Source organism: Pectobacterium odoriferum, from assembly GCF_009931295.1.
Classification (GTDB): Bacteria; Pseudomonadota; Gammaproteobacteria; order Enterobacterales; family Enterobacteriaceae; genus Pectobacterium; species Pectobacterium odoriferum.
Window position 1 is genome coordinate 2,376,026 of record NZ_CP034938.1, and the last position, 26,894, is coordinate 2,402,919.

Below are 26,894 nucleotides of genomic sequence, written 5' to 3' on the forward strand. Positions count from 1 at the left end.
TTATGAGTAAGTTGCCAATGGCAGCGAACCACCATTGGCGTGTTGAGGAGTAACGCTTACTTCTTATTGTTGGGTTTCAAGGTTTCACCAACGTTCAACAGGAAGATCTCGTTATCGCGAGTGGACACGCGAGTTGAGCCATCCTCCATACGGTAGCCGCCTTCGGTGAAGCCCGCTCCATTCAGGAACGGTGCAACGGACTGTGGCTGATTGCGCACCGCAGCTTCCAGCGCTAACAGGGCATAAGGCTCGATAGTATCGACATCGGCATATTGTCTGTTGGGTTCGGCCATAAAGAAGCCGTTTTGATAACGTGTGCTGATAATGTTATCGCCTACTTTTTCCGCCAGCGACAGATAGTCTTTCACTTTGCTAGCCTGATACAGATCCAGCAGCGCGAACAGGGCGTAAGGATCGTTGTTCTTGGTGGCGAGATCCACTTTAACGTCTTTACCCGGTGCTGACCCTAATTCGCCTAACCCCTGTGCGCGAGCGATGCCGCGTGCGACACGCCATAGCTCGGCGTCCGGTAACACGGTATAGGCGCGAGCATAGGAAAGCAGGAATGAATTATCCGCAGGATAAGGTTTGATCACGGTGCCTTTTTTGCCGTAGTAACCGTCACGCGGCAGAACGTAGTTGGAAAGATCTTTGCCGTTAGCCAGCATCGGACGGAATGTGTTATCTGACTCATTGTAGGCATATTTGGCAAAGGCTTTCAGGCCATCGGTTGTCCACGTCAGAAGTTCTTTGCCTTCCGCACCTAAATCTTTACCCAACTGGAGCTGCATGAGCGCATTTTCGGAATAGATTGTGCTGGTGCGTCCTTTCAGCATCATATTGCCTTCCAGCGCGGTGGGGCCGAACTCTGGGCCAAACTGACGCTGGGCGCGATCGCCATATTTGGAATGCGTATCGGCATCGTCGGTGGTTTCATCGCGCTTCAGCGCTTGCGTAAACTGATACACGCCGAGCCCGGTCGCTTTATCCCGTGGCAGCACGTACTGCTGTGCCAGACGTTTTGCCCAGACCAGCGCGCCATCTTCTTTATTGTATTTGTACAGCAGTGAGGCGGAATAGATCAGATCGTTCCCCGCATTCAGGAAACTGAGGCCTTTGGTGGCGAAGAAGGGCGGCTGTTGCTCAAACGGACTTTGCCAGAGTGCGCCTATTTTTTGCCCGTATTTACCGTGGCGACTGGTTTCCATGATCTTCCAGTCATAAACGTGCGCATTCCAGAAACCGCGAATAAAGCGTGCGGTTGCGTCTTTATCGACGCTGAACATCAAATCGTAGTAGGGATAGGCATTTTTCAGCTCATGCACCATCTCTTTTTCGCTGGGACCTTCCGGTTGCAGCGTTTTTAGATCCACAAAACGGTGGCCGCCCCAAATTAGCAGGCCGCTCTCATCCTGATAATGTTGAAAGTGATACTTCACAATCGCTTCGGCACGTTGCTTATAGCTGGGGTTGCCGCTCAGGTTACTGAGCCCGACCAGCACGCGCATCAGATTCTGCTGTGCGGAAAAGTTGGATAACACGGCGTGGCGACCATCGGGGAAGATCCACTCCATCTGTTTGCCCGTGCGAGGATCGACACCATCAGCAAGCAATGGCGTAGGCGACTGACCGTGATAGTGGTCACCGGCTTTGGCCAGCACGTTATCAACATACTGATTGACGATGGTGAGGCGGTCAGGCGTAGCGGCGCTGGCCTGTAAAGCGACCAGACCCGCAAGGAGCGACAGCGCAAATCTTTTCATTTTATTTACCTGTGATGATTCATGCTTGTAATAAAAGGATCCCGCGTGATGAACAGGATCCCCGAGAAAGATGGCATAGCAGTAAACTGCTGTTAGAAAGGTAAGCCGTTGTTAGAACGTATAGGTGAAGCCGACCTTTCCTTTCCCTTCACGCGATTTCACATCGCGCCCGCTGGCGACATCTTCAACGCCAACGTGGGCTGTCCAGTTGTCGTTGATGGTGTAAGCCACGTCGAAATCCTGTTGATAGTCATGCTTTTTGTTGTTTTGCAGCACGTAATCCGCGTGATAGTAGTAAGCGGTGTACGCCAGCGTGAAATAGTCGAAACCTTTGTAGGCAACGCCCGCTTCATAGCGGTGACGGTGAGTGTCATCATCCGTGCTGGTACGTTTGCTGCGGGTGATTTTTCTGAGGTCGTAGCGATATTGCGCATGAAGATCCGTCTTATCAGTAACCGCCCAGGTCAGTTTCAAACCTGGCGTATAGCGGGCGCCGGAACTCTGGCTAGCGCTGATGTCGCCTACCGTGCCTTCACCGCTGGTACCACCGGAATAGAAGCGCGCTTCCAGATTAGGCGTCAGGGTTAATTCAGGCGTTAAGCTGTAGGCATAGCCGGTATAAAAAGCATAAGAATTCGAGACGACATCATCGATGGTCAGATCTTTATTCTTATTATAAAAATTCAACTCAACGCCAACGTACAGGCCATTATCCATAAAATGTCGCATACCAATTTCATCACCGTGATAGCGATTCATGGTTCCCCAGCTATGTTCATAGCTGAGTTTGGTATCAGAGGCTGACGCGGAAATAGCATAAATTTGGGCAAAGAGAATACCGGCCACAAGGTAGCGTTTTTTCATTATGGGCACCATTAATATTGATCGTTAATTATGAAAACTGTGCGCTGATAGACAAAATTCATTCATGAATTCATTTTCTTCATCAACACGGCACGAAATACGGCGTATTTCTTTTATAAAATTCTGTGTTTCTTAGAAAACGTAGTTGAAACCAACTTTAATTTTCCCCTGTCGGCTTGATGATGTGCTGGATTGGCTAATATCATCATACTCAATGTAGGGAGTTAGCTGTTTGTTTAACTTATATTGAACTTTGAACTGATGTTCATAATCCGTTTTTCCATTATCGTAAACTGCGTATTCTCTTTCCGTGAATTCACCCTTGCTATATTTATACGATTTTGTGGTGTTATCACCGATGTAGTAGTTGAAGACGTAAGTCAAATTAATTTTATCCAATCCGGAATACGTTACCCCTGCATCCAGACGATGACGTCCGGTGTCGGATTTTGATAAATAAGATTCCCCTGCGTAACCATATTTGTCAGACGTGGAAATGGTCGAATAACGTGAGCTGCGAGAGGGCTTTTTATATTCATAGCGGTAGCGGCCATAAGTAGACCAGTCGCTGTTAATTCGGTAGTTATATTTCAACCCCGGCTGGTACATCATGGTTGAATTGCCGATGGAGAATTCAAAGGTAGGCGTTAAGGTTGCGGCCTTGCTTAGCTTGAAATCTTTACCGATCACCATGCCGCCAGAGCCGCCCTGCATGTCATCATAGGCAACGTCGTAGTTGCTGTTCCCGCCTGCTGACGTACTGAATTTGACTTCGTACGACCAGCCGTTGGTTTTCTTATGAATGAGCTTAATGGAGTCTGAATGGCGGCGGTCTTCTGTCTTCCAATTATGTTCATATTGGAAAGTGGTTTTGCCGTCGGTTTCTGCCTGAGTGAGGAAAGGTGTGAATCCGGCACAAACGATGAGTAGATTACGTGTGTATACTTTCATTCTATCTTTCTCTTTTTTGATGAATAAATAATATTATTGACGAGCGCAGTCTCTATCTTTAAAACCAGACAGTGGATGTCATTTTTTGGGCGTAAAAATAGAATCACCAGGAATGATGATGACGCCATTTATAATGTCAGGCAGGGCTTTTCCCTGGGTAAATCAGCTCGCTATCAATGCATCGATGACTCCTTATATACGACGTGGCTGATGAGTATTTCAATCAGCGAAATGGCTTATGCTGATGAGTGAATGTTGATAATCCCCGAGATTTACTGGTTCATATAATTATCAGTAGACTTGATAATTAGGATGAGTGGCATTATGGTGAAAAGAAAACGTTGTTTCATTTATGTTGATCACACATTTGGTTACTCTTTGAAATTTTTTGTAATTATTTCGTCTGATTATTGTAAGAGTCAGGAATAGGTGTGGCGGAGATCAGGGTTGTCAGGCCATAGGAGATATCTCTTGAACGTTAGTGATGATAATGATATGTGATTGAACAACCGTTAATCTGTTATCTGACTTATTCCCGCCATCATTCCGAGAATATTCTGTGGAAAGCGATTTCCATAAAAAATGAATAAGCCGCCAATCACTATCAAATGCCCCTGAATATTGTCAGGAACTTATCGTAGTTTTACGCCACTCATCTCCACTCCCGTCATACCGCGATCGGCAAATTTGCAGGCCTTTCTGTGTTCGGATGACGCGGGAGATTCGTTTGTTAAGTGCAGAATGGGGACGTGAATGATCAATCGTATTGAGGGCGGAAGCCGTTGGGGAAGTACCGCGTCTTCGGCTGCACAGCATAATACCGAGGCGAGTCGGCCGGGTGGACAGCAGGACGTATCGCCAGCGATGCGGTCAGGTTCGCATTCAATCGATTTTGGCGATGCGTCGCCGAACCTGCCACAGGTTTCCACTGAACGGACTACGACGGCACCCACTCGTATTTTTCCTGCGGTGCCGAACGTTGCAGGCCGTTCACTCATTGCGGAACCCAAACCGCCCGTCGATCTTCAGGCGATCAGTTCAATATTCCCAAACCGCGCTAATGCGCCAGCTTAAATTTAAAAACCTTAAATTTCAAAGCGTTAAATTTCAAAACCTGGTGCGACTTCTTTCACGGGTTTTTTACACTCTTCCGGTTTGGGTTGATTCGCTGGAAGATTTTTACAGTCAGGCGCAAACGGATTCAACGCATCGCGATTCAGATAGAGTACAAACAGGATCAGAATGATGAGGGGGATAAGGATACGTTTTCTTTTCATGGTTATCTTTAGTTGCGTTGCGGAAAATGTGGATATGTTAAAAAAACAGGAAAAATTCTAACGCGTTACGCGGCTTTTGTCTTTAGTCCGCTCGGTTTCCGCCTTATTGTAATCGTTCGGCATGACGATATCGGCGAAAGTGAAGATGAAAAAATTGCGATTTGCAGCGATTGGATTAGCGCACAACCACATTTATGACATGTGTCGGCAGTTGGTTGATGCGGGCGCGGAACTGGTCGGCGTGTTTGAGTCCGATCTTAATCATCGGGAAAAATTCATCTCGCTTTTCCCCGCCGTTCCTTTTGCTGACTCTGCGGAACAGCTGATTGCCGACGCCTCTATCGATCTTATTGCCTGTGCCGTCATTCCCAGCGAGAGAGCTGAACTGGCACTGCGCACGTTGGATGCCGGCAAAGATTTCTTCACCGCAAAACCGCCGCTGACCACGTTGGAGCAGTTGGATGCCGTCCAACGTCGTGTAGCGGAAACCGGCCGCAAGTTTGCCGTGTACTTTAATGAACGAATCAATGTGGATAGTGCGCTGTTTGCCGGTGAACTGGTGCAACGGGGCGAAATCGGGCGAGTGATTCAGACAATCGGCGTTGGCCCACACCGCGAACGCGGCGCACGGCCTGACTGGTTTTATCAGAAGCGTCAGTACGGTGGGATCCTCTGCGATATCGGTATCCACCAGATTGAACAGTTTCTCTATTTTACTGGCAATACCAACGCACGAGTGGTGACCAGCCAAACGGCGAATTATCATCACCCGCACCAGCCAGAGTTTGAGGATTTTGGCGATGCTATGCTGCTGGGCGACAACGGGGCAACCGGCTATTTCCGCTGTGACTGGTTTACGCCAGATGGCTTGAGCGTCTGGGGCGACGGTCGTCTGACGATACTGGGTACGGAAGGCTATATCGAAATCAGGAAATATGTCGATCTAACGCGCGGAGAAAGCAACGTCGTTTATCTGGTGAATGACAAGGGCGAACAGCGCTTCACCCCCGCAGGCAGCGTCGAACGCCCCTTTTTCCCAGATTTTCTTCGTGACTGCCGTGAGCGTACCGAAATCGCGATGTCGCAAGCGCATATCTTCAAGGCGACAGAACTGTCAATTTTGGCGCAGCAGGCCGCGAAAAAGATCGCCTGAGAGTAGTATTATCCGTATATCAATGCCCAACCCTTTTTTGCAAACCGTGCTCCGCAATGGCGCACGGTTGTTCCTTTTTTGTGCATGGCAATCAGCCTTCTTTATTTAACTCCATAAAAATCAACAGAGTAAAATTTGGCATGGTTTTCGCTTTAGTGAATTCAATCTTGTATACCAGATGGGATTCACATCATGCCAAGAATGACAGGACTCACGCTTCAGGAATGGAAACAGCATTACCAACAGCAGGCCGATCGCGTGGGCGAGACACTGGGCGCGCTGCTCGCCAGCTTGTCGCCGGACGATCCGGCCTGGATCGCGCTGGCGACACCTGAACACCTTCAGGCGCAGATCGCGGCGCTATTGCCTCAGTATCGTAAAAACCCAGACGCGCTACCGCTGTTCGGCGTTCCCTTTGCCGTCAAAGACAATATTGATGTCGCGGGCTTACCGACAAGCGCGGCGTGTCCGGCCTTTACCTATCTGGCCGATAAGGATGCGACTGCCGTTGCCAAACTGAAAGCGGCAGGGGCGATTGTCGTAGGCAAAACCAACCTCGATCAGTTTGCGACTGGTCTGGTCGGCACGCGCTCGCCGTTTGGTGCGGTGCCGAATACCTTTAATGGCGAATACATCAGCGGGGGCTCCAGTTCGGGATCGGCTTCGGTGCTGGCGCGCGGGCTGGTTGCTTTTGCGCTGGGAACGGATACTGCCGGATCGGGGCGCGTTCCCGCTGGATTTAACAATATTGTCGGCCTGAAGCCGACGAAAGGGTGGCTATCGGCAAGCGGTGTCGTACCGGCCTGTCGCCTGAATGACACGATTTCTGTGTTTGCGCTGACCGTCGAGGATGCGTTTACCGTCGCCGAACTGGCTGGCGGGTACGATGAGGCGGATGCCTACTCGCGTTGTCATCCGGGGCGGTCACCGACTGCATTGCCAGCGAAGCCGCGCTTTGCTATCCCCAGCGACCCGACCTTTTTTTCTGATGCTGTCGCACAGGCGGCATGGCAGCAGGCGCTGGTCGAATTAGAAGCAACGGGCGCGACGCTGCATCCCATCGATTTCAGCATTTTCACGCAGTTAGCCGATCAGCTTTATCAAGGCCCCTGGGTGGCGGAACGCACGGTTGCGGTGGGCGACATGCTACAGCAGCCAGAAAACATGGATCCGGTGGTGCACGGCATTGTGGCGAGCGGCGAACGTTTCAGCGCGGTAGAGGCCTTTAAAGCGGAGTACCTGCGTGCCGAACTGGCGCGACAGATTCAGCAAACGCTGGCGTCGTTCGATGCGTTAGTCGTGCCGACCTCGCCGACGATCCACACGCGTGAGGCGATGAAGCAGGAACCGGTGCGCTACAACTCCCAGTTAGGCACCTACACCAATTTTACCAATCTGGCCGATCTTTCGGCGCTGGCGCTGCCAGCACCTTTCCGTACCGATGGCTTGCCAGCGGGTATCACGCTGATTGCGCCCGCCTGGCATGACCGTGCATTGGCGAGTTTTGGTCTGCGCTGGCAGGCTCAACTGGCGCTCACGCTGGGGGCAACGGGAAAAGCGCTGCCTGCGGGAGAGGTTACCTTGCCGCCTTCTGCATTGCACGTCCGCCTTGCTGTTGTCGGCGCGCACCTGACGGGCATGCCGCTGAACCATCAACTGACCCGCCGCGATGCGGTGCGGGTGGAAGAGACGCGCACGGCGGAAAACTATCGACTTTATGCGTTGGCGAATACGCAACCGGCCAAGCCCGGTTTAGCGAAAAGCACCGACGGCGCAGCGATTATCGTCGAACTGTGGGACATCCCGCTGGCGCGCTTTGGTGAGTTTGTCGCAGAAATTCCTGCGCCGTTGGGCATCGGCACGCTGACGTTACTCGACGGACGGCAGGTAAAAGGCTTTATCTGTGAACCAGCTGCGCTGAGCGACGCCGTGGATATCACCGAATTTGGCGGCTGGCGCCACTGGCTTGCCCGTCAGGAGGCATCCCATGTTTAAGATCGTGCTGATCGCTAACCGCGGCGAAATTGCCTGTCGCGCCATACGCACGCTGAAGCGGTTGGGAATAACCAGCGTGGCGATTTATTCCGATGCGGATAAAAACGCGCAGCATGTGAAGGATGCAGACATCGCCGTACCGATTGGCGGCGAGAAGGCCAGCGACAGCTATCTGTGTATCGATAAAGTGCTTGCTGCCGCGCAGCAAACGGGGGCTGAGGCGATCTGGCCGGGCTACGGTTTTCTGTCAGAGAGCCTGCCGTTTGCCGCCGCCTGTGAAAAGGCCGGCATCGCGTTTGTCGGGCCAACCGCGCAGCAAATTGGTGAGTTTGGCCTGAAACACCGCGCCCGTGAATTAGCTGCCGCCGCCGGTGTGCCGATGACGCCGGGAACGCCGCTGCTGGCCTCGTTGGAGGACGCGCTGACCGCCGCCGAAGACATCGGCTATCCGATAATGCTCAAAAGCACTGCCGGAGGTGGCGGCATTGGCCTGACGCGCTGTGCAGATGCGGTGGCGTTACGTGCGGCGTGGGAGAGCGTGCGTCGTTTGGGCGAACAGTTCTTCAGCGATGCAGGCGTCTTTCTTGAACGTTGCATCGATCGGGCGCGTCACGTCGAAGTACAGATTTTTGGCGATGGTAAAGGTCGCGTGGTCGCGCTGGGCGAACGCGACTGCTCATTGCAGCGGCGCAACCAGAAGGTTGTGGAAGAAACACCCGCGCCGCATTTGCCAGACGCCACGCGCGCGGCGCTGCTGGCTTCCGCGGTGAAGCTGGGCGAACTGGTTAGCTACCGCAGCGCGGGAACGGTGGAATATATCTACGATGCCGAGCGCGATGCGTTCTTTTTCCTCGAAGTGAATACCCGTTTGCAGGTTGAACACCCGGTGACGGAGTGTGTCACCGGACTGGATTTGGTCGAATGTATGCTGCATGTTGCGGCAAATGAACCGCTGGACTGGGCACTGTTGACGCAGGCACCGCGTGGCGCCGCGATTGAGGTGCGTATTTATGCGGAAGATCCGCTCAAAAACTTTCAGCCTAGCCCCGGCGTGCTGACCGAAGTCGCGTTTCCCGATGGCGTGCGGGTTGATGGTTGGGTGAGCACCGGCACCGAGGTGTCAGCGTATTACGATCCGATGATCGCCAAACTGATTGTCCACGCAGAAACCCGAGAATTGGCGCTGGAGAAGATGCAACAGGCGCTGAATGCCACGCGTTTGCACGGTATTGCCACTAACCTTGATTACCTGCGTCAGATTATTGCTACCGATGCGTTCCGCAACGGGACGGTATGGACGCGGATGCTCGACAGCTTTACGCCGTCCGCGTCGGTGATTGAGGTGATTCAACCCGGTACCTGGAGCAGCGTGCAGGACTATCCCGGACGCCTCGGCTATTGGGATATCGGCGTGCCGCCGTCCGGTCCGATGGACGATTTCGCATTCCGTCTGGCAAACCGTATCGTCGGCAACGATGAAGCCGCGGCAGGGTTGGAGTTTACGCTGCAAGGCCCGACGCTGCGTTTCCATCATGAAGCGGTGATCGCGCTGACGGGGGCAGATTGTCCGGCGACGCTGGATGGTGAGACGGTGCCATACTGGCAGCCGCTGACGGTCAAGGCCGGACAAACGCTGACGCTGGGGCGCGCGCAATCCGGCTGTCGTACCTATCTGGCGGTGCGGAACGGTATCGATGTGCCGCAGTATCTTGGCAGTCGTTCGACCTTCGCGCTCGGGGAATTTGGTGGCCACGCCGGACGAACGCTGCGCGTGGCAGATATGCTGGCGATTTCTCAACCCAACTTGCCTGCCTGCACGACACCCGCGCCCGTGAATGTACCGCAGGCCGTGGACGCCGCGCTGATTCCGCAGTATGGCAACGAATGGCGCATTGGCGTGCTCTACGGCCCGCACGGCGCGCCGGATTTCTTTACCCACGCGGCGATTGATGAATTTTTCGCGGCGGAATGGCAGGTGCATTACAACTCGAACCGACTCGGCGTGCGTCTGGTGGGGCCAAAGCCAAGCTGGACGCGGGCGAACGGCGGCGAGGCGGGTCTCCATCCTTCCAACATTCACGACTGTGAATACGCCATCGGCGCGGTGAATTTTACTGGTGACTTTCCGGTGATTCTCACGCGAGACGGCCCGAGTCTGGGCGGGTTTGTCTGTCCGGTCACCATTGCCAAAGCTGAGCTGTGGAAAGTTGGTCAGGTTAAGCCGGGCGATCGTATTCGTTTCCACCCGATCGGCGCGGATGAAGCGCTGGCGCTGGAAAAGGCGCAGTCTGACAGTGTTTCTACGCTGGGTAAGATGCATGCCCCTGCGTTTGACGTTCCCTCGCTGGCGACAACAGAATTTGGTTCCTCAACGGTGCTGGCTGCGGTACCGACAACTGCGACCACGCCCGCCGCCGTGTATCGTCAGGCGGGAGATAACTACGTTCTGATTGAGTACGGCGATAACGTGCTGGATCTGGCGTTGCGGCTGCGCGTTCATCTGTTAATGGCGGCGATCCGTGCCTTAGAAACGGCGGGAATAGAAGAACTGTCGCCTGGCGTGCGTTCGCTACAGGTGCGCTACGACAGCCGGATTATCCGCCAGCGGGCGCTGTTGGACGTGCTGCTTCATCTGGAACGTCAGCTTGGCGATGTGAGCCAAATGAAAGTGCCGTCGCGCATCGTCTATTTACCGATGGCGTTTGAAGACAGCGCCACGCTCGGCGCGGTGGAACGCTACCGCGAAACCGTACGTGCCAGCGCGCCCTGGCTGCCGAATAACGTCGATTTCATTCAGCGCATTAACGGGTTACCACGCCGTGATGACGTGCGCGACATCATTTTCGATGCCAGCTATCTGATTCTGGGATTAGGGGACGTTTATCTTGGCGCGCCTTGTGCGGTGCCGATCGATCCGCGCCACCGTCTGCTGAGTTCCAAATATAACCCTGCACGCACCTTCACTGCCGAAGGCACGGTGGGTATTGGCGGGATGTACATGTGCATCTATGGCATGGACTCGCCGGGCGGCTATCAACTGGTGGGGCGCACGCTGCCTATCTGGAACAAATTCCTCAAAAACGATCAGTTCATCGCGGGTGAACCGTGGCTGCTGCGCTTCTTCGATCAGGTGCGGTTTTATCCGGTCAGCGAAGCCGAACTGACGGCGCTGCGCGATGACTTCCGCGAAGGACGCGCGGCGATCCGCATCGAAGAAACCGAGTTTGATTTTGCTGAACACTCGCGTTTTCTGACGGAGCAGGCCGACGATATTACCGCGTTCCGCCAGCGTCAGGCCTCGGCGTTTGAAACGGAAGTAGCGCTGTGGCAGCAGGAAGATGACAGCACGCCGCAGGAAGTGGTTTCTGCCGCTCCTGTAGAGAACGACGAAGACGCGTTTCAGGTCAGTGCGGATATGAACGGCAACATCTGGAAAGTGCTGGTGAACGTGGGGGATGTCATCGAAACCGGACAGCCGCTGATTATCGTCGAAGCCATGAAGATGGAGCTGACGATTAGCGCGCCGCAGTCTGGTCGGGTGAAACGCATCGGCTGCCAGCCGGGGCGATCGGTCAGCCCCGGTGATGCCTTGCTGTGGTTGGAATAGAGACTGGAATAAAGGACAAGCTGAATCAACGGCGAGGCGGAGAAAACGATGCGAACAGGCACACAAAAGAGCAGCAAAGATCGCCCGGAAGCGCTGGCGGAGCGGGTGTATCAAACTCTGAAAAACGACATTTTCGACTTTCGCCTGATGCCGGGCGACCGCTTTAGTGAAAATGAAATTGCCGAACGGATGTCGGTCAGCCGTACGCCAGTGCGTCAGGCGCTGTTCTGGCTGGAGCGGGAAGGCTATGTCGAAGTCTATTTCCGCAGCGGCTGGCAGGTTCGTCCGTTTGATTTCGAATATTTCGAGGAACTGTATGACTTCCGCATTGTGCTGGAACGCGAAGCCATTCGGCGGCTGTGCGGGATGCCGCCAGGGCGCTGCGCCGAGCTATTGGCGGACCTAAAACGCTTCTGGATTGAGGAACCGCGTCTGGACGACGGCAAAATCGTCTCCCGCTACGATGAAGGGTTTCACCGTGGGCTGGTGATGGCGGCAGGCAACAGCGAAATGGCGCGGGTTCACGGCGAACTGACGGAGAAAATCCGCATTATTCGCCGTCTCGATTTCACCCGCGAGGATCGTATCGACGCGACCTATAAAGAACATGCCCGCATTTTGCTGGCGATATTGCAACAGCACACTGAGGAGGCGCAGCGCATTCTGACCGACCACATTGCCGTCAGTAAGGCCGAAGTCAGGAAGATCACCTTACACATGCTACAGCAGGCGCGGCCTCAATCTGTTTCACCTGACGCATCACACGATTCCATTCTCACTCAACACGACTTAAGGGCTAATAAATGAAAAGACGTTCATTGCTAAAAGTTTTTGCGCTTTCTGCGACAGTGGTTGGTATGGGGTTGACCTGGAGTGTGCAGGCGGCGGACACCATCAAAGTCGGCATTATGCATTCGCTGTCCGGCACGATGGCGATTTCAGAAACGCCGCTGAAGGATGTGGCGCTGATGACGATTGATGAAATCAACGCCAAAGGCGGCGTGTTGGGTAAAAAACTGGAGCCGGTGGTGGTCGATCCGGCCTCGAACTGGCCGCTATTTGCCGAGAAGGCGCGTCAACTGCTGACGCAGGACAAAGCGGCGGTGGTGTTTGGGTGCTGGACATCGGTATCGCGTAAATCGGTTCTGCCAGTGTTTGAAGAGTTAAACGGGCTGCTGTTCTATCCGGTGCAGTATGAAGGCGAAGAGATGTCGCCGAACGTGTTCTACACTGGCGCGGCACCGAATCAGCAGGCGATCCCGGCCGTGGAATACCTGATAAGCGAAGACGGTGGGGCGGCGAAGCGTTTCTTCCTGCTGGGTACTGACTATGTGTATCCGCGTACCACCAACAAGATCCTGCGCGCGTTCCTGCATTCGAAAGGCGTGCAGGACAAAGATATCGAGGAAGTCTATACGCCGTTTGGCCACAGCGATTATCAGACCATCGTTTCCAACATCAAGAAATTCTCGACGGGCGGTAAGACGGCGGTGGTTTCCACCATCAACGGCGATTCCAACGTACCGTTCTATAAAGAGCTGGCGAATCAGGGAATCAAAGCGACCGACGTGCCGGTTGTCGCGTTCTCTGTCGGTGAAGAGGAACTGCGCGGGATCGACACCAAGCCGCTGGTCGGCCATTTAGCCGCGTGGAACTACTTTGAGTCGGTAGATAACCCCACCAATGCCGACTTCGTGGAAGCTTACAAAGCCTATGCCAAAGCGAAAAACCTGCCGAACGCGGGCACGGTGGTGACTAACGATCCGATGGAAGCAACCTATGTCGGCATTCATATGTGGGCGCAGGCGGTAGAGAAAGCGGGCACCACGGACGTGGATAAAGTGCGCGCCGCGATGGCTGAGCAGACCTTTGCCGCACCGGATGGTTTTACGTTGACGATGGACAGCACCAACCACCATCTGCACAAACCGGTGATGATTGGCGAAATCGAGGAAAACGGTCAGTTCAACGTGGTCTGGCAAACCGAGCAGCCGGTTCGCGCCCAGCCGTGGAGCCCGTACATCGCCGGTAACGATAAGAAGCCCGATCATCCAATAAAAGCAGCACAGTAAACGTCGTCTCTACACGCCCCGTCCAGCATATCGGACGGGGATACTCCCTCTCTTATATGGCGGACATTGCGATGATGAGTTATCGATTATCTACGTTTGTGCTGTCGCTGTGTCTGATGTTTCCGCTGCTGGTACAGGCCGGGACTGCGGCCGATTTTGCCGCAGCCAGCCGCACGCAGCAGGCTGAACTGCTGCAACAATGGGCAGCCGCGCCAGAACCTGCACGCTTACCGCTGTTACAGGCATTGCGCGACGAGTCGGTTGTGCTTGATCGGAACCAGCAGCCGTTTAGGGATGTGCAGGGCACATTAACGCCGCTGGACGGGAACGCGGAACCGGTTGGTGCGACCAAAAAACTGTTTATGAATAACCGCCTGCGCGGTCTGGTTGCCACCGCGCTGGCCGCGCATCAGCTCGTCAGCGATGATGCCGCAACGCGCCTGAATGCGGTACGGCAACTACAGAGCGACAGCAGTACGGAACAGTTGCCGTTGTTGGTACAACGCCTCAACGTAGAGAAAGATGCGCAGGTACATGAGGCGCTGAATATCGCTATTGCGACCCGGCAATTGAGCGATCCCAACCCGCTGGTGCGCCTTGAGGCGGTCAAACGCTTAGGGCAGAGCGGCGACCCGCAAATGCAGGCGCGCTTACAGCCGTTAACGCAGGTACAGAACGAACCGGATACCGGCGTGCGGGCGGCGGCGCAGGAGAGTTTGGATCAGATTAAGCATAGTTTGATTGTCGGCGATCTGCTGGGGCAGGCGTTTACCGGACTGTCGCTCGGCTCTATCCTGCTGCTGGCGGCGCTGGGGTTGGCGATCACCTATGGGCTACTGGGCGTGATCAACATGGCGCACGGCGAAATGCTGATGCTGGGCGCGTACGCAACCTGGCTGGTGCAGTCGCTGTGCCAGCAGTTTGCGCCGAGCTGGCTGGCGTATTATCCGCTGCTGGCGCTGCCTGTGGCCTTCTTTATCACCGCTGGCGTCGGTATGGTGCTGGAACGCACGGTGATTCGTCATCTTTACGGCCGACCGCTGGAAACGCTGCTGGCGACCTGGGGTATCAGCCTGATGCTGATCCAACTGGTGCGTATGCTGTTTGGTACCCAGAATCTGGAAGTCGCCAATCCCGCATGGTTATCCGGCGGGCTGCACCTGCTGCCAAATCTGGTGCTGCCGTATAACCGCATCGCGGTGATTGTGTTCGTCCTCGGCGTGCTGCTGCTCACCTGGCTACTCCTCAATAAAACCCGCCTTGGCATGAATGTGCGGGCAGTGACGCAAAACCGGGCGATGGCGAACTGCTGCGGCGTGCCGACTGGCCGCGTTGATATGCTGGCCTTCGGGCTGGGCTCCGGCATCGCTGGTTTGGGCGGCGTAGCGCTGTCGCAACTGGGCAATGTCGGGCCGGAGCTGGGACAGGGCTACATTATCGACTCATTCCTCGTCGTCGTGCTGGGTGGCGTCGGGCAACTGGCGGGGACGGTGGTCGCTGCATTCAGCCTTGGCATTCTTAACAAAGTGCTCGAACCACAGATTGGCGCGGTGCTCGGCAAAATCGTCATTCTGGTACTGATCGTGCTGTTTATTCAGAAACGGCCACAGGGGCTGTTTGCATTCAAAGGACGGGTGATTGACTGATGACGCAATCTATTACGCAACCCATGACGATAACCCTGACGCAGCGCGCACCGCGACTCATGCTTGGCCTGGGTTCGATCGTTTTTCTGGCCTTGCTGATCCTGCCGTTTCTCGCGCTGTTGCCCGCAGAGCATCCGCTGGCGATCTCCACCTATACGCTAACGCTGATCGGCAAAATCTTGTGCTATGCGATTGTCGCTGTTGCGTTGGATCTGGTGTGGGGCTATGCCGGGTTGCTGTCGCTCGGTCACGGCTTGTTTTTCGCATTGGGCGGTTACGCGATGGGCATGTACCTGATGCGGCAGGCCGCTGGCGAGGGAATGCCCGCGTTTATGTCATTTCTGTCGTGGACGGAACTGCCGTGGTTCTGGGCGGGAACCCAGTATTTCGCCTGGGCGCTGTGCCTGATTGTGCTGGTGCCGGGCGTGCTGGCGTTTGTGTTCGGCTGGTTTGCGTTCCGCTCCAAAATCAAAGGCGTGTATTTCTCGATCATGACGCAGGCGCTGACCTACGCCGGGATGCTGCTGTTCTTCCGTAACGAAACGGGCTTTGGCGGCAATAACGGGTTTACCGGCTTTACAACGCTGCTGGGTTTCCCTATTACGGCCACCGGTACGCGTATTGGGCTATTTGTCGCTACCGTGCTGCTGTTGATCGCCAGCCTGCTCGTGGGATTTGCGCTGGCGCGCAGTAAATTTGGTCGCGTGCTGACGGCGGTACGCGATGCGGAAAACCGTCTGATGTTCTGCGGCTATGACCCGAAAGGCTTCAAGCTGTTTGTCTGGACACTTTCCGCCGTGCTGTGCGGGCTGGCGGGGGCGCTGTATGTGCCGCAGGTCGGCATCATCAATCCGGGCGAAATGTCGCCGACCAACTCCATCGAAGCCGCCATTTGGGTGGCGCTGGGCGGGCGCGGGACACTGGTCGGGCCGCTGCTCGGCGCAGGGATCGTCAACGGGGCGAAAAGCTGGTTTACCGTGGCCTTTCCCGAATACTGGCTGTTCTTTTTGGGGCTGATGTTTATTCTCGTCACGCTGTTTTTGCCGCGTGGCGTGATTGGATTGCTGACGAGGAAGAAACATGACTGAGTCTTTATCTGTGCCATCGGTTCCCGCGGCTGCACAAACCGTCGCGACTCAGCCCGTATTGATGGAGCCAAAGTTCGCGCAGCCGCATCCGTCGGATCGCCATCGGCATCAGACCGATCCGGTGCTGCAACTCGACAAGATTAACGTGAGCTTTGACGGTTTCCGCGCGCTTACCGATCTCTCGTTGCAGATTGGCGTCGGGGAACTGCGTTGCATCATCGGCCCAAACGGCGCGGGGAAAACCACGCTGATGGATGTCATCACCGGTAAAACGCAACCGGATAACGGCAAAGCGTTTTACGATCAGTATACCGACCTGACGACGCTATCGCCAGTAGATATCGCGCGTGCGGGAATTGGGCGGAAATTCCAGAAGCCGACGGTGTTTGAAGCACTGACGGTGTTTGAAAACCTTGAAATCGCACTGAAAACTGACAAATCAGTGTGGGCAAGCCTGCGTGCCAGACTGAACAGCGAGCAGCGTGACCGGATTGACGACACGTTGGCGCTGCTGCGGCTCGGCCACGAACGGCAACGGCCCGCAGGGCTGTTATCACACGGACAAAAGCAGTTTCTGGAAATCGGCATGTTACTGGTACAGGAGCCGCATCTGCTGCTGCTCGATGAACCCGCCGCCGGGATGACGGACGCCGAAACGGCCTATACCGCCGAACTGTTCCGCCGTCTGGCCGGCAAACACTCGCTGATGGTGGTGGAGCACGACATGGGCTTTGTCGAGAGCATCGCCGACCGCGTCACCGTGCTGCATCAGGGGCAGGTGCTAGCGGAAGGATCGCTGCGCGAAGTACAGGCGAATGAACAGGTGATTGACGTTTATCTGGGGCGCTAACATGTTAGAGATTGCAGAACTGAATCAATATTACGGCGGTAGCCACATCTTGCGCGGCCTGTCGTTTGAGGTCAAACCCGGCGAGATTACCTGTCTGCTAGGGCGCAATGGCGTGGGGAAAACTACGCTGCTGAAATGCCTGATGGGGTTGATTCCCGCGAAGTCCGGCACGATTCGCTGGCAGGGGGAAGCGATTAACTCGCGCAAACCCTATCAGCGCGTGCAGTCTGGCATTGCCTACGTGCCACAGGGACGGGAAATATTTCCTCGGTTGACGGTGGAAGAAAACCTGTTGATGGGACTATCGCGTTTTCCGGGCAAACAAGCGCGGCAGGTGCCAGATGAGATCTACCAACTTTTCCCCGTGCTGGATGAGATGAAACAGCGGCGCGGCGGCGATTTGTCCGGTGGGCAACAGCAACAATTGGCGATTGGTCGTGCGCTGGCCTGCAAACCACAGCTGCTGATTCTGGATGAGCCAACCGAAGGCATACAGCCGTCGGTGATTAAAGAGATCGGCGCAGTCATTCGCCAACTGGCACAGCGTGGCGATATGGCAATTCTGCTGGTCGAACAATTTTACGACTTCGCCGCCGAGCTGGCCGACAGCTATCTGGTGATGTCACGGGGGGAAATCATCCAGCGTGGACGAGGAGAAACGATGGAACAGGACGGCGTACGGGGGCTGGTGGCGATTTAAATGTGATTACTTTAACCCTACGCCGCCAGGACAAAAGTTTCGGGCCGAACGAAGAAGTTGTGTAAAATACAGCCTTAAGAGGATAATTTCTTTGTGTATCTTTAGCTAAAAAGGAAAGGGAACTTAAGGATGAGTAAACCTCTGAAAATTTTTGCTGTGTTCGGCATCACCGTTATTGCTGTTGCGGTCGGTTCTCTATGGCCCTACATCAAAATGAATTTTGCTGGAAGTGCACATTATACCGAGCAGGACAAAAGGGAATATGCGTTCTATACCCCCGATTTTCTAAAAGCAATGCCACGTATTACCGATCGCTATGACTTCAATTTTTCAAACGTAACGGGCCCGGAAGCTAAAATATGGACGGTAAATTTTTATGGCACTGACGATACCAGCAAGGTTCATACTTACCTGACATCGATGGGTTATGAGAAACAGGCTCGTTGCGATGTTGAGGCGGAATGCTGGCAAGCGGCGGGCACTAAGGACGTCGTGACGGTTGCGACGTTTGATACGGATAACAGTGTGATGATTCAGGTTTACAGCAGTCCGTATGCTGAGCCATTGCCAGCGAAATAATCATTTACGCACGATCTCATTAGGCTCACTCGTAACGAGCCTAATGAGTATGGCATCGATGAATAACCTTCTCTTTTCCTCACAACACCTTATTCAAAAAATTGATCGTCCGTGGGTGACGGGGATGGTTCAGCACCTGCCAGGAATCCCCGCTTTCAACGATTTTGCCATCCACCATGAACACTACGCGGTCGGCCACTTCGCGCGCAAAGCCGATTTCATGCGTGACGACAACCAGCGTCACGCCGGAGCGGGCAAGCGATTTGATCACATCCAGCACTTCGCCGACCAACTCGGGATCGAGCGCGGACGTCGGTTCATCAAACAGCATGACTTTGGGCTTAAGTGCCAGCGCGCGGGCAATCGCGACGCGCTGCTGCTGGCCGCCGGAAAGGTGACGGGGATAAGACTGCGCCTTATGGCGTAGCCCGACGCTTTCCAGCAGGGTAAAGGCGATGTCTTCCGCTTCCTGACGCGAATACAGCTTATGCGCCAGCGGAGCTTCAATGATGTTTTCCAACACGGAAAGGTGGGGAAACAGATTGAAATTCTGGAATACATAACCGACGTTGATGCGCTGACGTAACACGTCCTTTTCTTTCAACTCATAGAGTGTATTCCCTTTGCGACGGTAGCCGATGTAATCGCCGTCGATGCGGATAAACCCTTCGTCTACGCGTTCAAGATGATTAATCGTGCGCAGCAGCGTGGATTTCCCTGATCCGGATGGGCCAAGGATCACGGTGACGGAGCCGGGAGCCAGCGTCAGATTGATATCCTCCAGCGCTTTGTGCTGACCGAAATGTTTCGCCACGTTGCGGATTTCGATCAGCCCAAGGGCGTTTTCTGCCTGTGGCTGGGCGGTGGTGCGGGCATGAGCAAAATAATCGATAGCTTCAGACATGGTGAATCTCCAGAATCTGGGGGTTAACGTGCGCGCTTGCGCGTCAGGAAACGGACGAGTCTCTGGCGCGGCGTTGGCGGCATTTCACGCACCGCACCGCGGGACACATAGCGTTCCACGTAGTATTGGACGACGGATAGCACCGTGGTGATCAGCAGATACCAGATGGTGGCGACCATCAGCAGCGGAATAACCTGCTGCGTACGGTTGTAGATGACCTGAACGGTGTAAAACAGCTCCGGCAGCGCCAGCACGTAGACAATTGAGGTACCTTTAGCGAGGCTGATGATCTCGTTAAAACCGGTGGGCAGAATCGAACGCAGCGCCTGCGGCAGAATGATGCGCACGGTGCGGCGACTGCCGGGCAGACCGAGTGCCGCGGAGGCTTCAAACTGGCCTGTATCCACGCCAAGAATACCGCCGCGAATAATCTCCGCCGTATATGCGGATTGCACCAGCGTCAGGCCAAGTACGGCAACGGAAAATTGATCCAGAAGATCTATCGTCGGATAGTTCAGGAAGACGATGGAGGTGAAGGGAATTCCCAGCGCCAGCTCGTCATAGAGATACGAGAAATTGTACAGAATGATCAGCACCAGAATCAGCGGCAGCGATCGGAACAACCAGATATACAGCCACGACAACGTGGAAAGCAGGTAAGACGGCGAAAGCCGGGCCAGCGCCAGCGCGGTGCCGAAAAAAATACTGAATAACGTACCCAGTGCGGTCAACAGCAGCGTTTGTCCCAGTCCGGCAAGGATCACTGGATTAAAAAACCACTCGGCAAAGACCGACCACTCCCAACGCGGGTTCAGCGCGATTGACTGAATAATCCCGGCAAAAATAAACAGCGAAAACAGCGCGCCGGCAAAGCGAAAAGGGTAACGCGCGGGAACAATGTTCAACGGCGGTTCCTGTGTCTGGCTCAGCGGTGGTTGTTGAGAAGACGTGTGTAGAGATTGCGTCATGAGCGATACCCGTTGAATGTGATGCTGAAAAATAGCGTTTTGTTGTTAGTGCATAGGGCTATTACCGTGCGCAAGGGTCAACACACTTTCAAATGGCGGGTGATAAGCTCGACTTCCGTTTGCCGTGCAACCCGTGGTGTCGCAGCGTCGAACAGGGCTTTCTTAAATGGTAAACGCCCGTCGTAAGGTGGAATGCTGTAGGTCACCGGATCGACGGTGATATCGAACTGAGGGGTATACCCGTGGCTCAGATATAAACTTACCGCTTCAGGCTGGCGGAAACCGGTCGTCAGGAAAAAATGCTGGTAGCCTAATCGCCGGGCGTGTTGTTCCAGTTCTTGCATCACTTTCCCCGCGAGCCCCTGACGGCGCAGCGAGTTATCCGTCCATACCCGCTTAATTTCGGCAGTGGTGCTGTCGTAGCGTTTAAACGCACCGGTGGCAATCGGTACGCCCTGACGCAGCAGCGCAATAAAAATGCCGTGCGGCTGCTGGTAAATGCCCGGCGGATCGCTTTCCCGCTCACCAAAAAAATCGCCATAGCGCTGTTCATATTCCGCGAACAGGCCGTCGATAATCGGGGCCACGATAGGATCTTCGGGCTGGGTAACAATGAAAATGTCGTCGGACATGGGGTACTCCTGATTCATTAGCGTATAGGGGCTATCGGTAACCATGGCGTGTCGATCATGGCGTCCCGATAGCCATTGAGCGGTATTAATCGCCCAGTCCTGGCGGATTGATTTCTGAACGGTCAATACGTTCGATACTTTCTCCCCAGCGGTTCAGTACCTTGTCGTATTCACCGCTTTTAATTACGCCGTTCAGCGCGGTATTAATCGGCTGTACCAGCCCGCTGCCTTTGCGCGTGGTGACCGCGATATGGGCGACGTTGGGGTAACCGCCGTTGACCGTACCGACATGCTTAACTTTGCCCGTCAGCTCTGCTTTGTAGGCACCGATCACGTTGGGGCCGAAATAGGCATCGGAACGGCCGGATTGCAGGCTCAGGTTGGCAGCCGCATCGTCCGTGACATAAACCGGCTGAAAGGCGGGCAGGCCGTTGGCGCGATTCTGTTTATCCCACGCCAGCAGCACCGCTTCCTGATTGGTGCCGGAACCAACAATAATCTTCAGCCCCGCGATGTCCTTCGCTTCCTTAATGGACTGAATCTTACTGGTGGATTTCACATAGAAGCCGAGCGAGTCGATGCGGTAGGTGGCGAAATCGAACTTTTCCTTGCGCGCTTTGGTGACGGTAATGTTGATGATGGCGGCATCATACTTACCGGAGGCCACGCCGAGCGGCCAGTCTTCCCATGAGGTTGGAATGATGTTCAGTTCCAGCCCGAGGCTGTCGGCCACCAGCCGTGCGATATCCGGCTCGCTGCCCACCACGGTTTTGTTGTCATCGGCCAGAAACGCTAGCGGCGGTGACGAGCCCAACGTGGCGATGGCGACGGTGAATTTACCCGGCGTGACGAATGTAAAATCTGCCGGAATCTGCGCAATCGCCTCCGCATTTTTCGGTGCATGGATCGGCTGCTGGTTGGCTTTCAGGTCGATGGCTGCCAGTGCCGTTGTTGCGGACAGCGTGCCGAGCAGCAGCGATCCCGTCAGTAGCTTTGTCAAACGCGATGGACGCATGCGATGTGAGTTGGATGAATATGCGATCTCTTTTTGCATTTGTTTTTCCCTTGCAGGTGACTATTTATAATGGTTTTCGTGACGCTGTCACTTTTATGAATGTGTCGCGTTTACTTAATCGCCGATACCCGGTGGGTTCACGACGGACTGTGTGATTTTTTCATCGTCTTCACCCCAGCGATCCAGCACCTGTGCGTAACTGCCGTTGTGGATCGCGCCATTGATGGCGGTGCTGATTGGCTGTGCCAGACCGTTGCCTTTCTGCGTGGTGACCGCGACGTAAGCGACCGTCGGGCCTTTGCCTACCATGCGTGTCTTGCCCGTCAGCGCCGCTTTATAAGCCCCGATAGAATGGGGGCCGAAAAACGCATCGACGCGCCCGGACTGGATGCTTAGGTTGGCAGCGGCATCGTCGGTGACGTAAACAGGCTGTACGGGAGGTAGGCCACTGGCGCGATTTTGCCGATCCCAGCCCAGCAGAATGTTTTCCTGATTGGTGCCGGAGCCGACAATCACTTTCAGACCAGCGACGTCTTCTGGCTTGTTAATCGACGTAATTTTGCTGGTCGATTTCACGTAGAAACCCAGCGTATCAATGCGATACGTGGCGAAGTCGAACTTCTCTTTGCGCAGTTTCGTCACCGCGATATTAAAAATAGCGGCGTCGTATTTCCCCGCCGTGATGCCCAGCGGCCAGTCTTCCCAGGATGCCGGCACCAGCTTTAGCTCCAGCCCGAGGCCGTCGGCCACCAGTCGCGCAATATCGGCATCGCTGCCGATAAGCGTTTTGTTATCGTCAGCCAGCAGCGACAGCGGCGGTGAGCTGAGCGCTGACACGGCAATCGTCAGTTTACCCGGCGTCACGAATTTGAAATGAGCTGGAATCTGCGCGATGGCCTCAGCATTTTTATCAGTACGAATAGGTGTTTGGTTGGCCTTCAGATCGATACGGCTAACGAATCCCGCATCTTGCGCCTGCACGTTTGCCACCAGCGTGGCACTCAATAGGGCCGCCACGCGGGTTACCGTGATAAAAGGGGAACGTTTCACAGTGAATCTCCTGTTGCGCGAACTAGCGCGTGAATTGATTCACCGGATAATCCAGCGCCAGATTTTTCCGCAGCGTGTAGCCGGGATATTCCTGACGGAAAAGTCCGCGCTGTTGTAGCAGAGGAACGACGCGATCGACAAAGTGGTTGAGCGTCTCCGGCGTGCCGCCCTGAATGATGAAGCCGTCGGCCGCACCGTTTTCAAACCAGCGCTGTAAACCATCCGCCACCTGCTCAGGTGTGCCGCTGAAGACGGGACGCGGTGAGGCCGCCTCCAGCGCGACCTGCCGTAGCGTTAAGCCTTTTTCCTGCGCGTTGCGTTTGATTTCATCGGTGGTGCTGCGGAAACTGTTTTTCCCTAGATCGCCGATATCGGGGAAGGGCTCATCCAACGGGTGTTGTGAGAAGTCATAGTGCTCAAAATAGCGTCCCAGATAATTGAGAGCGTCCTCAATCGTGACCAACTGCGCGGTTTCCTGATACTGGCGCTCTACGTCTTCCGCGTCGTTGCCGACAATCACGCTGACGCCCTGAAAAACGTGCAATTGATCGGCCCGGCGACCATTTTCTTCCAGCTTCTGTTTCACTTCGCGGTAATAGCGCTGTGAGTCTTCCAGCGTGTGTTGATGGGTGAAGATGGCATCGGCGTGTTTGGCGGCCAATTTTTGCCCGTCTTCAGACGCACCAGCCTGAAACACAATCGGGCGGCCTTGCGCGGATCGGCCAATATTCAGCGGCCCCTGTACTGAGAAGAATTCTCCCTGATGATTCAGCGTGTGCAGCTTCTCAGGATCGAAAAATTGTCCGCTGGTTTTGTCACGAATAAAGGCATCGTCTTCCCAGGAATCCCACAGGCCTTTCGCCACCTGAAGGAACTCATCGGCAATGCGGTAGCGCAGTGCGTGTTCTGGGTGCTGTTGACGGGAAAAGTTTTTCGCCGATCCTTCCAGCGGCGATGTCACCACGTTCCAGCCTGCGCGGCCGTTGCTGAGATGGTCGAGGCTGGCGAACTGCCGGGCGGTGGTAAACGGTTCGGAATACGACGTCGAGAGTGTGCCAACCAGACCAATATGTGTGGTGACGGTAGCCAGCGCGGACAGTAGTGTCAGCGGTTCAAAGCGATTGAGAAAGTGGGGGATAGATTTTTCATTGATATAGAGGCCGTCTGCCACGAAGACAAAATCAAATTTCCCTTGTTCGGCTTTTTTTACCGCATCCAAAACAAAGCCAAAATTAATGCTGGCGTCGGGTACGACGTTTTTATGCCGCCATGCGGACATATTTCCCGCCGCGCCCTGTAATAGTAAACCCAGTCTTAATTGTCGATTTGCAGATGTTTGTTTTTTACTCATTGTCAGAAACCTTTTTATTAATTGAATATGCTTATTATTAATTGAGCGTCATTATTGTTAATTAAACGAACTTCCATGAAAGTGAAAACAGTCCATCAATAAACCGTCAGCCAATAAACAAGCCATCAATAGGTATTCACGTATTCAATGAAAGGTTAATAAGACGTTAATAGCGTGTTTTCACTATTGATGAGGCGAGGCGTGATGTAAAACAACAAAAATGGATAATGAAATTCAAAAATTTCAGATTATGATATGGCTTGTTTTGTTAGTATGATGTTAATAATCATGTTTCTCGCCGTATCTAAAGGAAGTATTTAATGTCTGATTTGATAGCTGAACGACACGTCACCGCGAATGACGCGATTCTCTCTGCGGCGGTTGCCACGGTTGACCGGCAGGCGTTTCGTGATGCGATGGCAAGGCTGAGCGCGGCGGTCAATGTCGTTACGACGGATGGCCCAGCAGGTAAGGCCGGTTTTACGGCGTCCGCCGTGTCCAGCGTCAGTGATTCGCCGGGTACGCTGCTGGTGTGTCTGAATCGCGGTTCGTCGGTGTATCCCACGTTTCAGGCGAATACGCATTTGTGCATCAATACGCTGGCGGCCCATCATGAAGCGCTGTCGTCGCTGTTTGGAAGCCCGTCATCTACCGAAGAACGGTTTGCCGCGGCGGAGTGGGACGTGTTACACACGGGTTCACCGGTGTTGCGGGACGCGCTGGTAGCGTTTGACTGTCAGGTTGAAGAGGTGGTGAGCGCGGCGACGCACGATATCTTTATTTGCCGGGTATTAGCGATTAAGCAGGGCGAAGGCACGGATGGTCTGGTGTATTTTTCCCGTCGTTATCATGCTGTTCGGGGTTAATGAAATACACTAACCAGACGCCAAGCCTTGCAGATAAAGTGCGTCGAGCGGGGGCAATGGATAGATCGTAAAGACGCTGCAAGTACCTCCCTGTAAGCTCGAGCCGCGCGGATATGAATCTCATCCCTGAGATTCACCCTTTCAGGGCCGTCGCAAGCGACGTTCAAAGGCGTTCCTAACGCCTTTGTCCCTGGCGCGGACGCTTTACTCTTCTATTCCATTACCCCCGTTTTAATCCTGTAAACTTGTCATCAGTCTGCCAACGAGAATTATTCAGGAAATAGCCACCTCCGCCAGATTAACCAGACGAAGGTGGCTAGTTTTATAAATTAGCGTATTACGATGAAGACAGGACGGCCTGTGGTGAGGAGACTTTCGTGGTGTTCAGGCGATGCAGTGCCGCTTCCGCTAACTGTGCGAAATAGCGAGAAGCTGGCGCAATCGCGCTTTCATCTGGGTTGAACTGAGGATGGTGCAAACCAAATTCGCTGTTTGAACCAATGCTGACGAACGTGCCCGGTACGTCCTGAAGATAAAGCGCAAAATCCTCACCGCTCATTTGCAGTTCGGCGTTTTCTACCTGATAGCCTGCGTCTCTGGCAATTTGCTTGCTGAAATCGGCCCATTCACTGGTGTTCACGACCGCAGGCGGGCCGGGATACCATTTCAGTTCCGCTTTTGCACCCAGTGCAAGGGCGATGCCGCCAATCAATTGCTCTATTCGTTCCGGTATCTCCGCGCGAATCGCGGCATTGTAGGTACGAACCGTCCCTTCCAACTCCACCGTTTGCGGCAGTACGTTCCAGGTGTTACCGCCCTGAATGCGCGTGACGCTGATGACCAGTGATTCCAGCGAGCTGAAGCTACGACTGGGCAGGGTTTGCAGCGCATTGACGATATTGCAGGCGGTGACGATGCTGTCGATGCCCTGTTCGGGTTTGGCCGCATGTGCGCCTTTGCCGGTAATGTGAATGGCGAAGCGATCCACGTTGGCATAAAACGGGCCGCTGCGGGTAGCGAAGGTGCCAGCAGGAAGTTCAGGCGCGTTATGCAGACCGAAAACGGCCGCGACATCGGCGAGCGCGCCGGCACGGATGAGCTGTTTGGCGCCAGTCGAGACCTCTTCTGCGGGTTGGAAAAACAGCCTGACTTTACCCGGTAAGACAGATTCACGTTTTTTCAACAAACAGGCAGCACCCAGCATCACAGCGGTGTGGAAATCATGGCCACAGGCATGCATGACGCCCGCGTGCTGAGAGCGAAACGGCACATCGACTAACTCTTCAATCGGCAGCGCATCAATATCGGCCCGCAGCGCAATCGTCGGGCCGCTGCCGTGACCGATTTCGGCAACGACGCCTGTGGTTAACGCAAGGGGCAACAGGCGGATGTCTTTCTCTTGTAGCCAGCGGGTGATGTGCGCGGTGGTTTGGTGTTCCTGATTGGACAATTCCGGGTACTGATGCAAGTGCCGTCGCCAGTTAATTAACTGTTGCTCAAATGACGTATCACAACAGGGGATAGATTCAGCCATATCAATACACCTCCTTAACAAAACTTAAA

The 26,894-nt window shown here is 54.4% G+C and carries 23 protein-coding genes; 12 read left to right on the plus strand and 11 right to left on the minus strand.

All coding sequences use genetic code 11. The features are described from left to right. Positions 1–56: 56 nt before the first annotated feature. The 3 genes from EO763_RS10510 to EO763_RS10520 all read right to left on the minus strand — a co-directional run bounded on the left by EO763_RS10510 (position 57) and on the right by EO763_RS10520 (position 3,578). Entirely contained in the window at positions 57–1,763 is a 1,707-nt protein-coding gene (locus tag EO763_RS10510; protein WP_161528912.1) for a pectate lyase, read from the minus strand. Positions 1,764–1,874: 111 nt separating this feature from the next. After that, positions 1,875–2,627: an oligogalacturonate-specific porin KdgM family protein gene (locus EO763_RS10515; RefSeq protein WP_161528913.1), complete on the minus strand. Its 753-nt coding sequence runs from the start codon at positions 2,625–2,627 to the stop codon at positions 1,875–1,877. A gap of 132 nt (positions 2,628–2,759) precedes the next feature. Beyond that, a complete protein-coding gene (locus tag EO763_RS10520) occupies positions 2,760–3,578 on the minus strand; it encodes an oligogalacturonate-specific porin KdgM family protein (RefSeq protein WP_039489351.1) in 819 nt (272 codons plus the stop codon). A gap of 753 nt (positions 3,579–4,331) precedes the next feature. Here EO763_RS10520 and EO763_RS10525 point away from each other — a divergent pair. Further along, positions 4,332–4,652, plus strand: a complete 321-nt coding sequence (locus tag EO763_RS10525; protein WP_244322078.1) for a hypothetical protein — start codon at positions 4,332–4,334, stop codon at positions 4,650–4,652. 26 nt (positions 4,653–4,678) lie between these two features. On the opposite strand, the gene EO763_RS23290 is transcribed toward EO763_RS10525, so the two are convergent. Continuing rightward, the gene (locus tag EO763_RS23290) at positions 4,679–4,855 is read right to left on the minus strand and encodes a hypothetical protein (RefSeq protein WP_010285665.1); all 177 of its coding nucleotides are present in this window, start codon (positions 4,853–4,855) and stop codon (positions 4,679–4,681) included. A gap of 145 nt (positions 4,856–5,000) precedes the next feature. Here EO763_RS23290 and EO763_RS10530 point away from each other — a divergent pair, with 145 nt between their 5' ends. The 10 genes from EO763_RS10530 (at position 5,001) to EO763_RS10575 (ending at position 18,545) form a co-directional block, all read left to right on the plus strand. Further along, the gene (locus EO763_RS10530) at positions 5,001–6,008 is read left to right on the plus strand and encodes a Gfo/Idh/MocA family protein (protein ID WP_161528914.1); all 1,008 of its coding nucleotides are present in this window, start codon (positions 5,001–5,003) and stop codon (positions 6,006–6,008) included. Between the two features lie 192 nt (positions 6,009–6,200). Continuing rightward, the gene (atzF, locus tag EO763_RS10535) at positions 6,201–8,003 is read left to right on the plus strand and encodes an allophanate hydrolase (RefSeq protein ID WP_161528915.1); all 1,803 of its coding nucleotides are present in this window, start codon (positions 6,201–6,203) and stop codon (positions 8,001–8,003) included. Continuing rightward, positions 7,996–11,610 carry an urea carboxylase gene (gene uca / locus EO763_RS10540; RefSeq protein WP_161528916.1) on the plus strand — a complete coding sequence of 1,205 codons (3,615 nt, stop codon included), beginning with the start codon at positions 7,996–7,998 and terminating at the stop codon, positions 11,608–11,610. Before atzF ends, uca begins: the two co-directional genes overlap by 8 nt. Before the next feature lie 48 nt (positions 11,611–11,658). Next, positions 11,659–12,417, plus strand: coding sequence for a GntR family transcriptional regulator (locus EO763_RS10545; protein WP_161528917.1), 759 nt, complete (start codon positions 11,659–11,661; stop codon positions 12,415–12,417). Then, positions 12,414–13,682 (plus strand): urea ABC transporter substrate-binding protein, encoded by a 1,269-nt coding sequence (urtA, locus tag EO763_RS10550; protein ID WP_161528918.1) that lies wholly within the window; start codon positions 12,414–12,416, stop codon positions 13,680–13,682. Before EO763_RS10545 ends, urtA begins: the two co-directional genes overlap by 4 nt. 56 nt (positions 13,683–13,738) lie before the next feature. Further along, on the plus strand, positions 13,739–15,328 hold the full coding sequence (gene urtB / locus EO763_RS10555; RefSeq protein WP_161528919.1) for an urea ABC transporter permease subunit UrtB: 1,590 nt from the start codon (positions 13,739–13,741) through the stop codon (positions 15,326–15,328). 11 nt (positions 15,329–15,339) lie between these two features. Further along, on the plus strand, positions 15,340–16,416 hold the full coding sequence (gene urtC / locus EO763_RS10560) for an urea ABC transporter permease subunit UrtC (protein WP_161530375.1): 1,077 nt from the start codon (positions 15,340–15,342) through the stop codon (positions 16,414–16,416). Positions 16,417–16,477: 61 nt separating this feature from the next. Beyond that, complete coding sequence (gene urtD, locus EO763_RS10565) at positions 16,478–17,266, plus strand: urea ABC transporter ATP-binding protein UrtD (protein WP_208852011.1); 789 nt, start codon at positions 16,478–16,480, stop codon at positions 17,264–17,266. A gap of 1 nt (position 17,267) precedes the next feature. Continuing rightward, positions 17,268–17,966: an urea ABC transporter ATP-binding subunit UrtE gene (urtE, locus tag EO763_RS10570; protein ID WP_010295596.1), complete on the plus strand. Its 699-nt coding sequence runs from the start codon at positions 17,268–17,270 to the stop codon at positions 17,964–17,966. 129 nt (positions 17,967–18,095) lie between these two features. After that, positions 18,096–18,545, plus strand: coding sequence for a hypothetical protein (locus tag EO763_RS10575; protein ID WP_161528920.1), 450 nt, complete (start codon positions 18,096–18,098; stop codon positions 18,543–18,545). Between the two features lie 79 nt (positions 18,546–18,624). Here the strand turns inward: EO763_RS10575 and EO763_RS10580 are convergent, their stop codons facing one another. The 6 genes from EO763_RS10580 to EO763_RS10605 all read right to left on the minus strand — a co-directional run bounded on the left by EO763_RS10580 (position 18,625) and on the right by EO763_RS10605 (position 24,465). Then, entirely contained in the window at positions 18,625–19,449 is an 825-nt protein-coding gene (locus tag EO763_RS10580) for an amino acid ABC transporter ATP-binding protein (RefSeq protein WP_039531830.1), read from the minus strand. Positions 19,450–19,472: 23 nt separating this feature from the next. Beyond that, positions 19,473–20,417 (minus strand): amino acid ABC transporter permease, encoded by a 945-nt coding sequence (locus EO763_RS10585; RefSeq protein WP_161528921.1) that lies wholly within the window; start codon positions 20,415–20,417, stop codon positions 19,473–19,475. Positions 20,418–20,494: 77 nt separating this feature from the next. Beyond that, positions 20,495–21,049, minus strand: a complete 555-nt coding sequence (locus EO763_RS10590; protein ID WP_039489368.1) for a GNAT family N-acetyltransferase — start codon at positions 21,047–21,049, stop codon at positions 20,495–20,497. 85 nt (positions 21,050–21,134) lie between these two features. After that, positions 21,135–22,103 (minus strand): ABC transporter substrate-binding protein, encoded by a 969-nt coding sequence (locus EO763_RS10595; RefSeq protein WP_161528922.1) that lies wholly within the window; start codon positions 22,101–22,103, stop codon positions 21,135–21,137. A 75-nt stretch (positions 22,104–22,178) separates the two neighbouring features. Next, positions 22,179–23,114: an ABC transporter substrate-binding protein gene (locus EO763_RS10600; RefSeq protein WP_103183274.1), complete on the minus strand. Its 936-nt coding sequence runs from the start codon at positions 23,112–23,114 to the stop codon at positions 22,179–22,181. A 22-nt stretch (positions 23,115–23,136) separates the two neighbouring features. Beyond that, positions 23,137–24,465 carry an LLM class flavin-dependent oxidoreductase gene (locus tag EO763_RS10605; protein ID WP_161528923.1) on the minus strand — a complete coding sequence of 443 codons (1,329 nt, stop codon included), beginning with the start codon at positions 24,463–24,465 and terminating at the stop codon, positions 23,137–23,139. Between the two features lie 320 nt (positions 24,466–24,785). Here EO763_RS10605 and EO763_RS10610 point away from each other — a divergent pair, with 320 nt between their 5' ends. Next, a complete protein-coding gene (locus EO763_RS10610) occupies positions 24,786–25,331 on the plus strand; it encodes a flavin reductase (protein ID WP_010295620.1) in 546 nt (181 codons plus the stop codon). Positions 25,332–25,668: 337 nt separating this feature from the next. Here EO763_RS10610 and EO763_RS10615 read toward each other — a convergent pair whose 3' ends face one another. After that, positions 25,669–26,865 carry a M20 peptidase aminoacylase family protein gene (locus EO763_RS10615; RefSeq protein ID WP_161528924.1) on the minus strand — a complete coding sequence of 399 codons (1,197 nt, stop codon included), beginning with the start codon at positions 26,863–26,865 and terminating at the stop codon, positions 25,669–25,671. Positions 26,866–26,894: the final 29 nt, after the last annotated feature.

What these genes read in the sequence shown, in the direction of transcription:
- EO763_RS10510 (WP_161528912.1), bottom strand. Translation starts at nt 1,763, where the DNA reads ATGAAAAGATTTGCGCTGTCGCTCCTTGCGGGTCTGGTCGCTTTACAG.
- EO763_RS10515 (WP_161528913.1), bottom strand. Translation starts at nt 2,627, where the DNA reads ATGAAAAAACGCTACCTTGTGGCCGGTATTCTCTTTGCCCAAATTTAT.
- EO763_RS10520 (WP_039489351.1), bottom strand. Translation starts at nt 3,578, where the DNA reads ATGAAAGTATACACACGTAATCTACTCATCGTTTGTGCCGGATTCACA.
- EO763_RS10525 (WP_244322078.1), top strand. Translation starts at nt 4,332, where the DNA reads ATGATCAATCGTATTGAGGGCGGAAGCCGTTGGGGAAGTACCGCGTCT.
- EO763_RS23290 (WP_010285665.1), bottom strand. Translation starts at nt 4,855, where the DNA reads ATGAAAAGAAAACGTATCCTTATCCCCCTCATCATTCTGATCCTGTTT.
- EO763_RS10530 (WP_161528914.1), top strand. Translation starts at nt 5,001, where the DNA reads ATGAAAAAATTGCGATTTGCAGCGATTGGATTAGCGCACAACCACATT.
- atzF (WP_161528915.1), top strand. Translation starts at nt 6,201, where the DNA reads ATGCCAAGAATGACAGGACTCACGCTTCAGGAATGGAAACAGCATTAC.
- uca (WP_161528916.1), top strand. Translation starts at nt 7,996, where the DNA reads ATGTTTAAGATCGTGCTGATCGCTAACCGCGGCGAAATTGCCTGTCGC.
- EO763_RS10545 (WP_161528917.1), top strand. Translation starts at nt 11,659, where the DNA reads ATGCGAACAGGCACACAAAAGAGCAGCAAAGATCGCCCGGAAGCGCTG.
- urtA (WP_161528918.1), top strand. Translation starts at nt 12,414, where the DNA reads ATGAAAAGACGTTCATTGCTAAAAGTTTTTGCGCTTTCTGCGACAGTG.
- urtB (WP_161528919.1), top strand. Translation starts at nt 13,739, where the DNA reads ATGGCGGACATTGCGATGATGAGTTATCGATTATCTACGTTTGTGCTG.
- urtD (WP_208852011.1), top strand. Translation starts at nt 16,478, where the DNA reads ATGGAGCCAAAGTTCGCGCAGCCGCATCCGTCGGATCGCCATCGGCAT.
- urtE (WP_010295596.1), top strand. Translation starts at nt 17,268, where the DNA reads ATGTTAGAGATTGCAGAACTGAATCAATATTACGGCGGTAGCCACATC.
- EO763_RS10575 (WP_161528920.1), top strand. Translation starts at nt 18,096, where the DNA reads ATGAGTAAACCTCTGAAAATTTTTGCTGTGTTCGGCATCACCGTTATT.
- EO763_RS10580 (WP_039531830.1), bottom strand. Translation starts at nt 19,449, where the DNA reads ATGTCTGAAGCTATCGATTATTTTGCTCATGCCCGCACCACCGCCCAG.
- EO763_RS10585 (WP_161528921.1), bottom strand. Translation starts at nt 20,417, where the DNA reads ATGACGCAATCTCTACACACGTCTTCTCAACAACCACCGCTGAGCCAG.
- EO763_RS10590 (WP_039489368.1), bottom strand. Translation starts at nt 21,049, where the DNA reads ATGTCCGACGACATTTTCATTGTTACCCAGCCCGAAGATCCTATCGTG.
- EO763_RS10595 (WP_161528922.1), bottom strand. Translation starts at nt 22,103, where the DNA reads ATGCAAAAAGAGATCGCATATTCATCCAACTCACATCGCATGCGTCCA.
- EO763_RS10605 (WP_161528923.1), bottom strand. Translation starts at nt 24,465, where the DNA reads ATGAGTAAAAAACAAACATCTGCAAATCGACAATTAAGACTGGGTTTA.
- EO763_RS10610 (WP_010295620.1), top strand. Translation starts at nt 24,786, where the DNA reads ATGTCTGATTTGATAGCTGAACGACACGTCACCGCGAATGACGCGATT.
- EO763_RS10615 (WP_161528924.1), bottom strand. Translation starts at nt 26,865, where the DNA reads ATGGCTGAATCTATCCCCTGTTGTGATACGTCATTTGAGCAACAGTTA.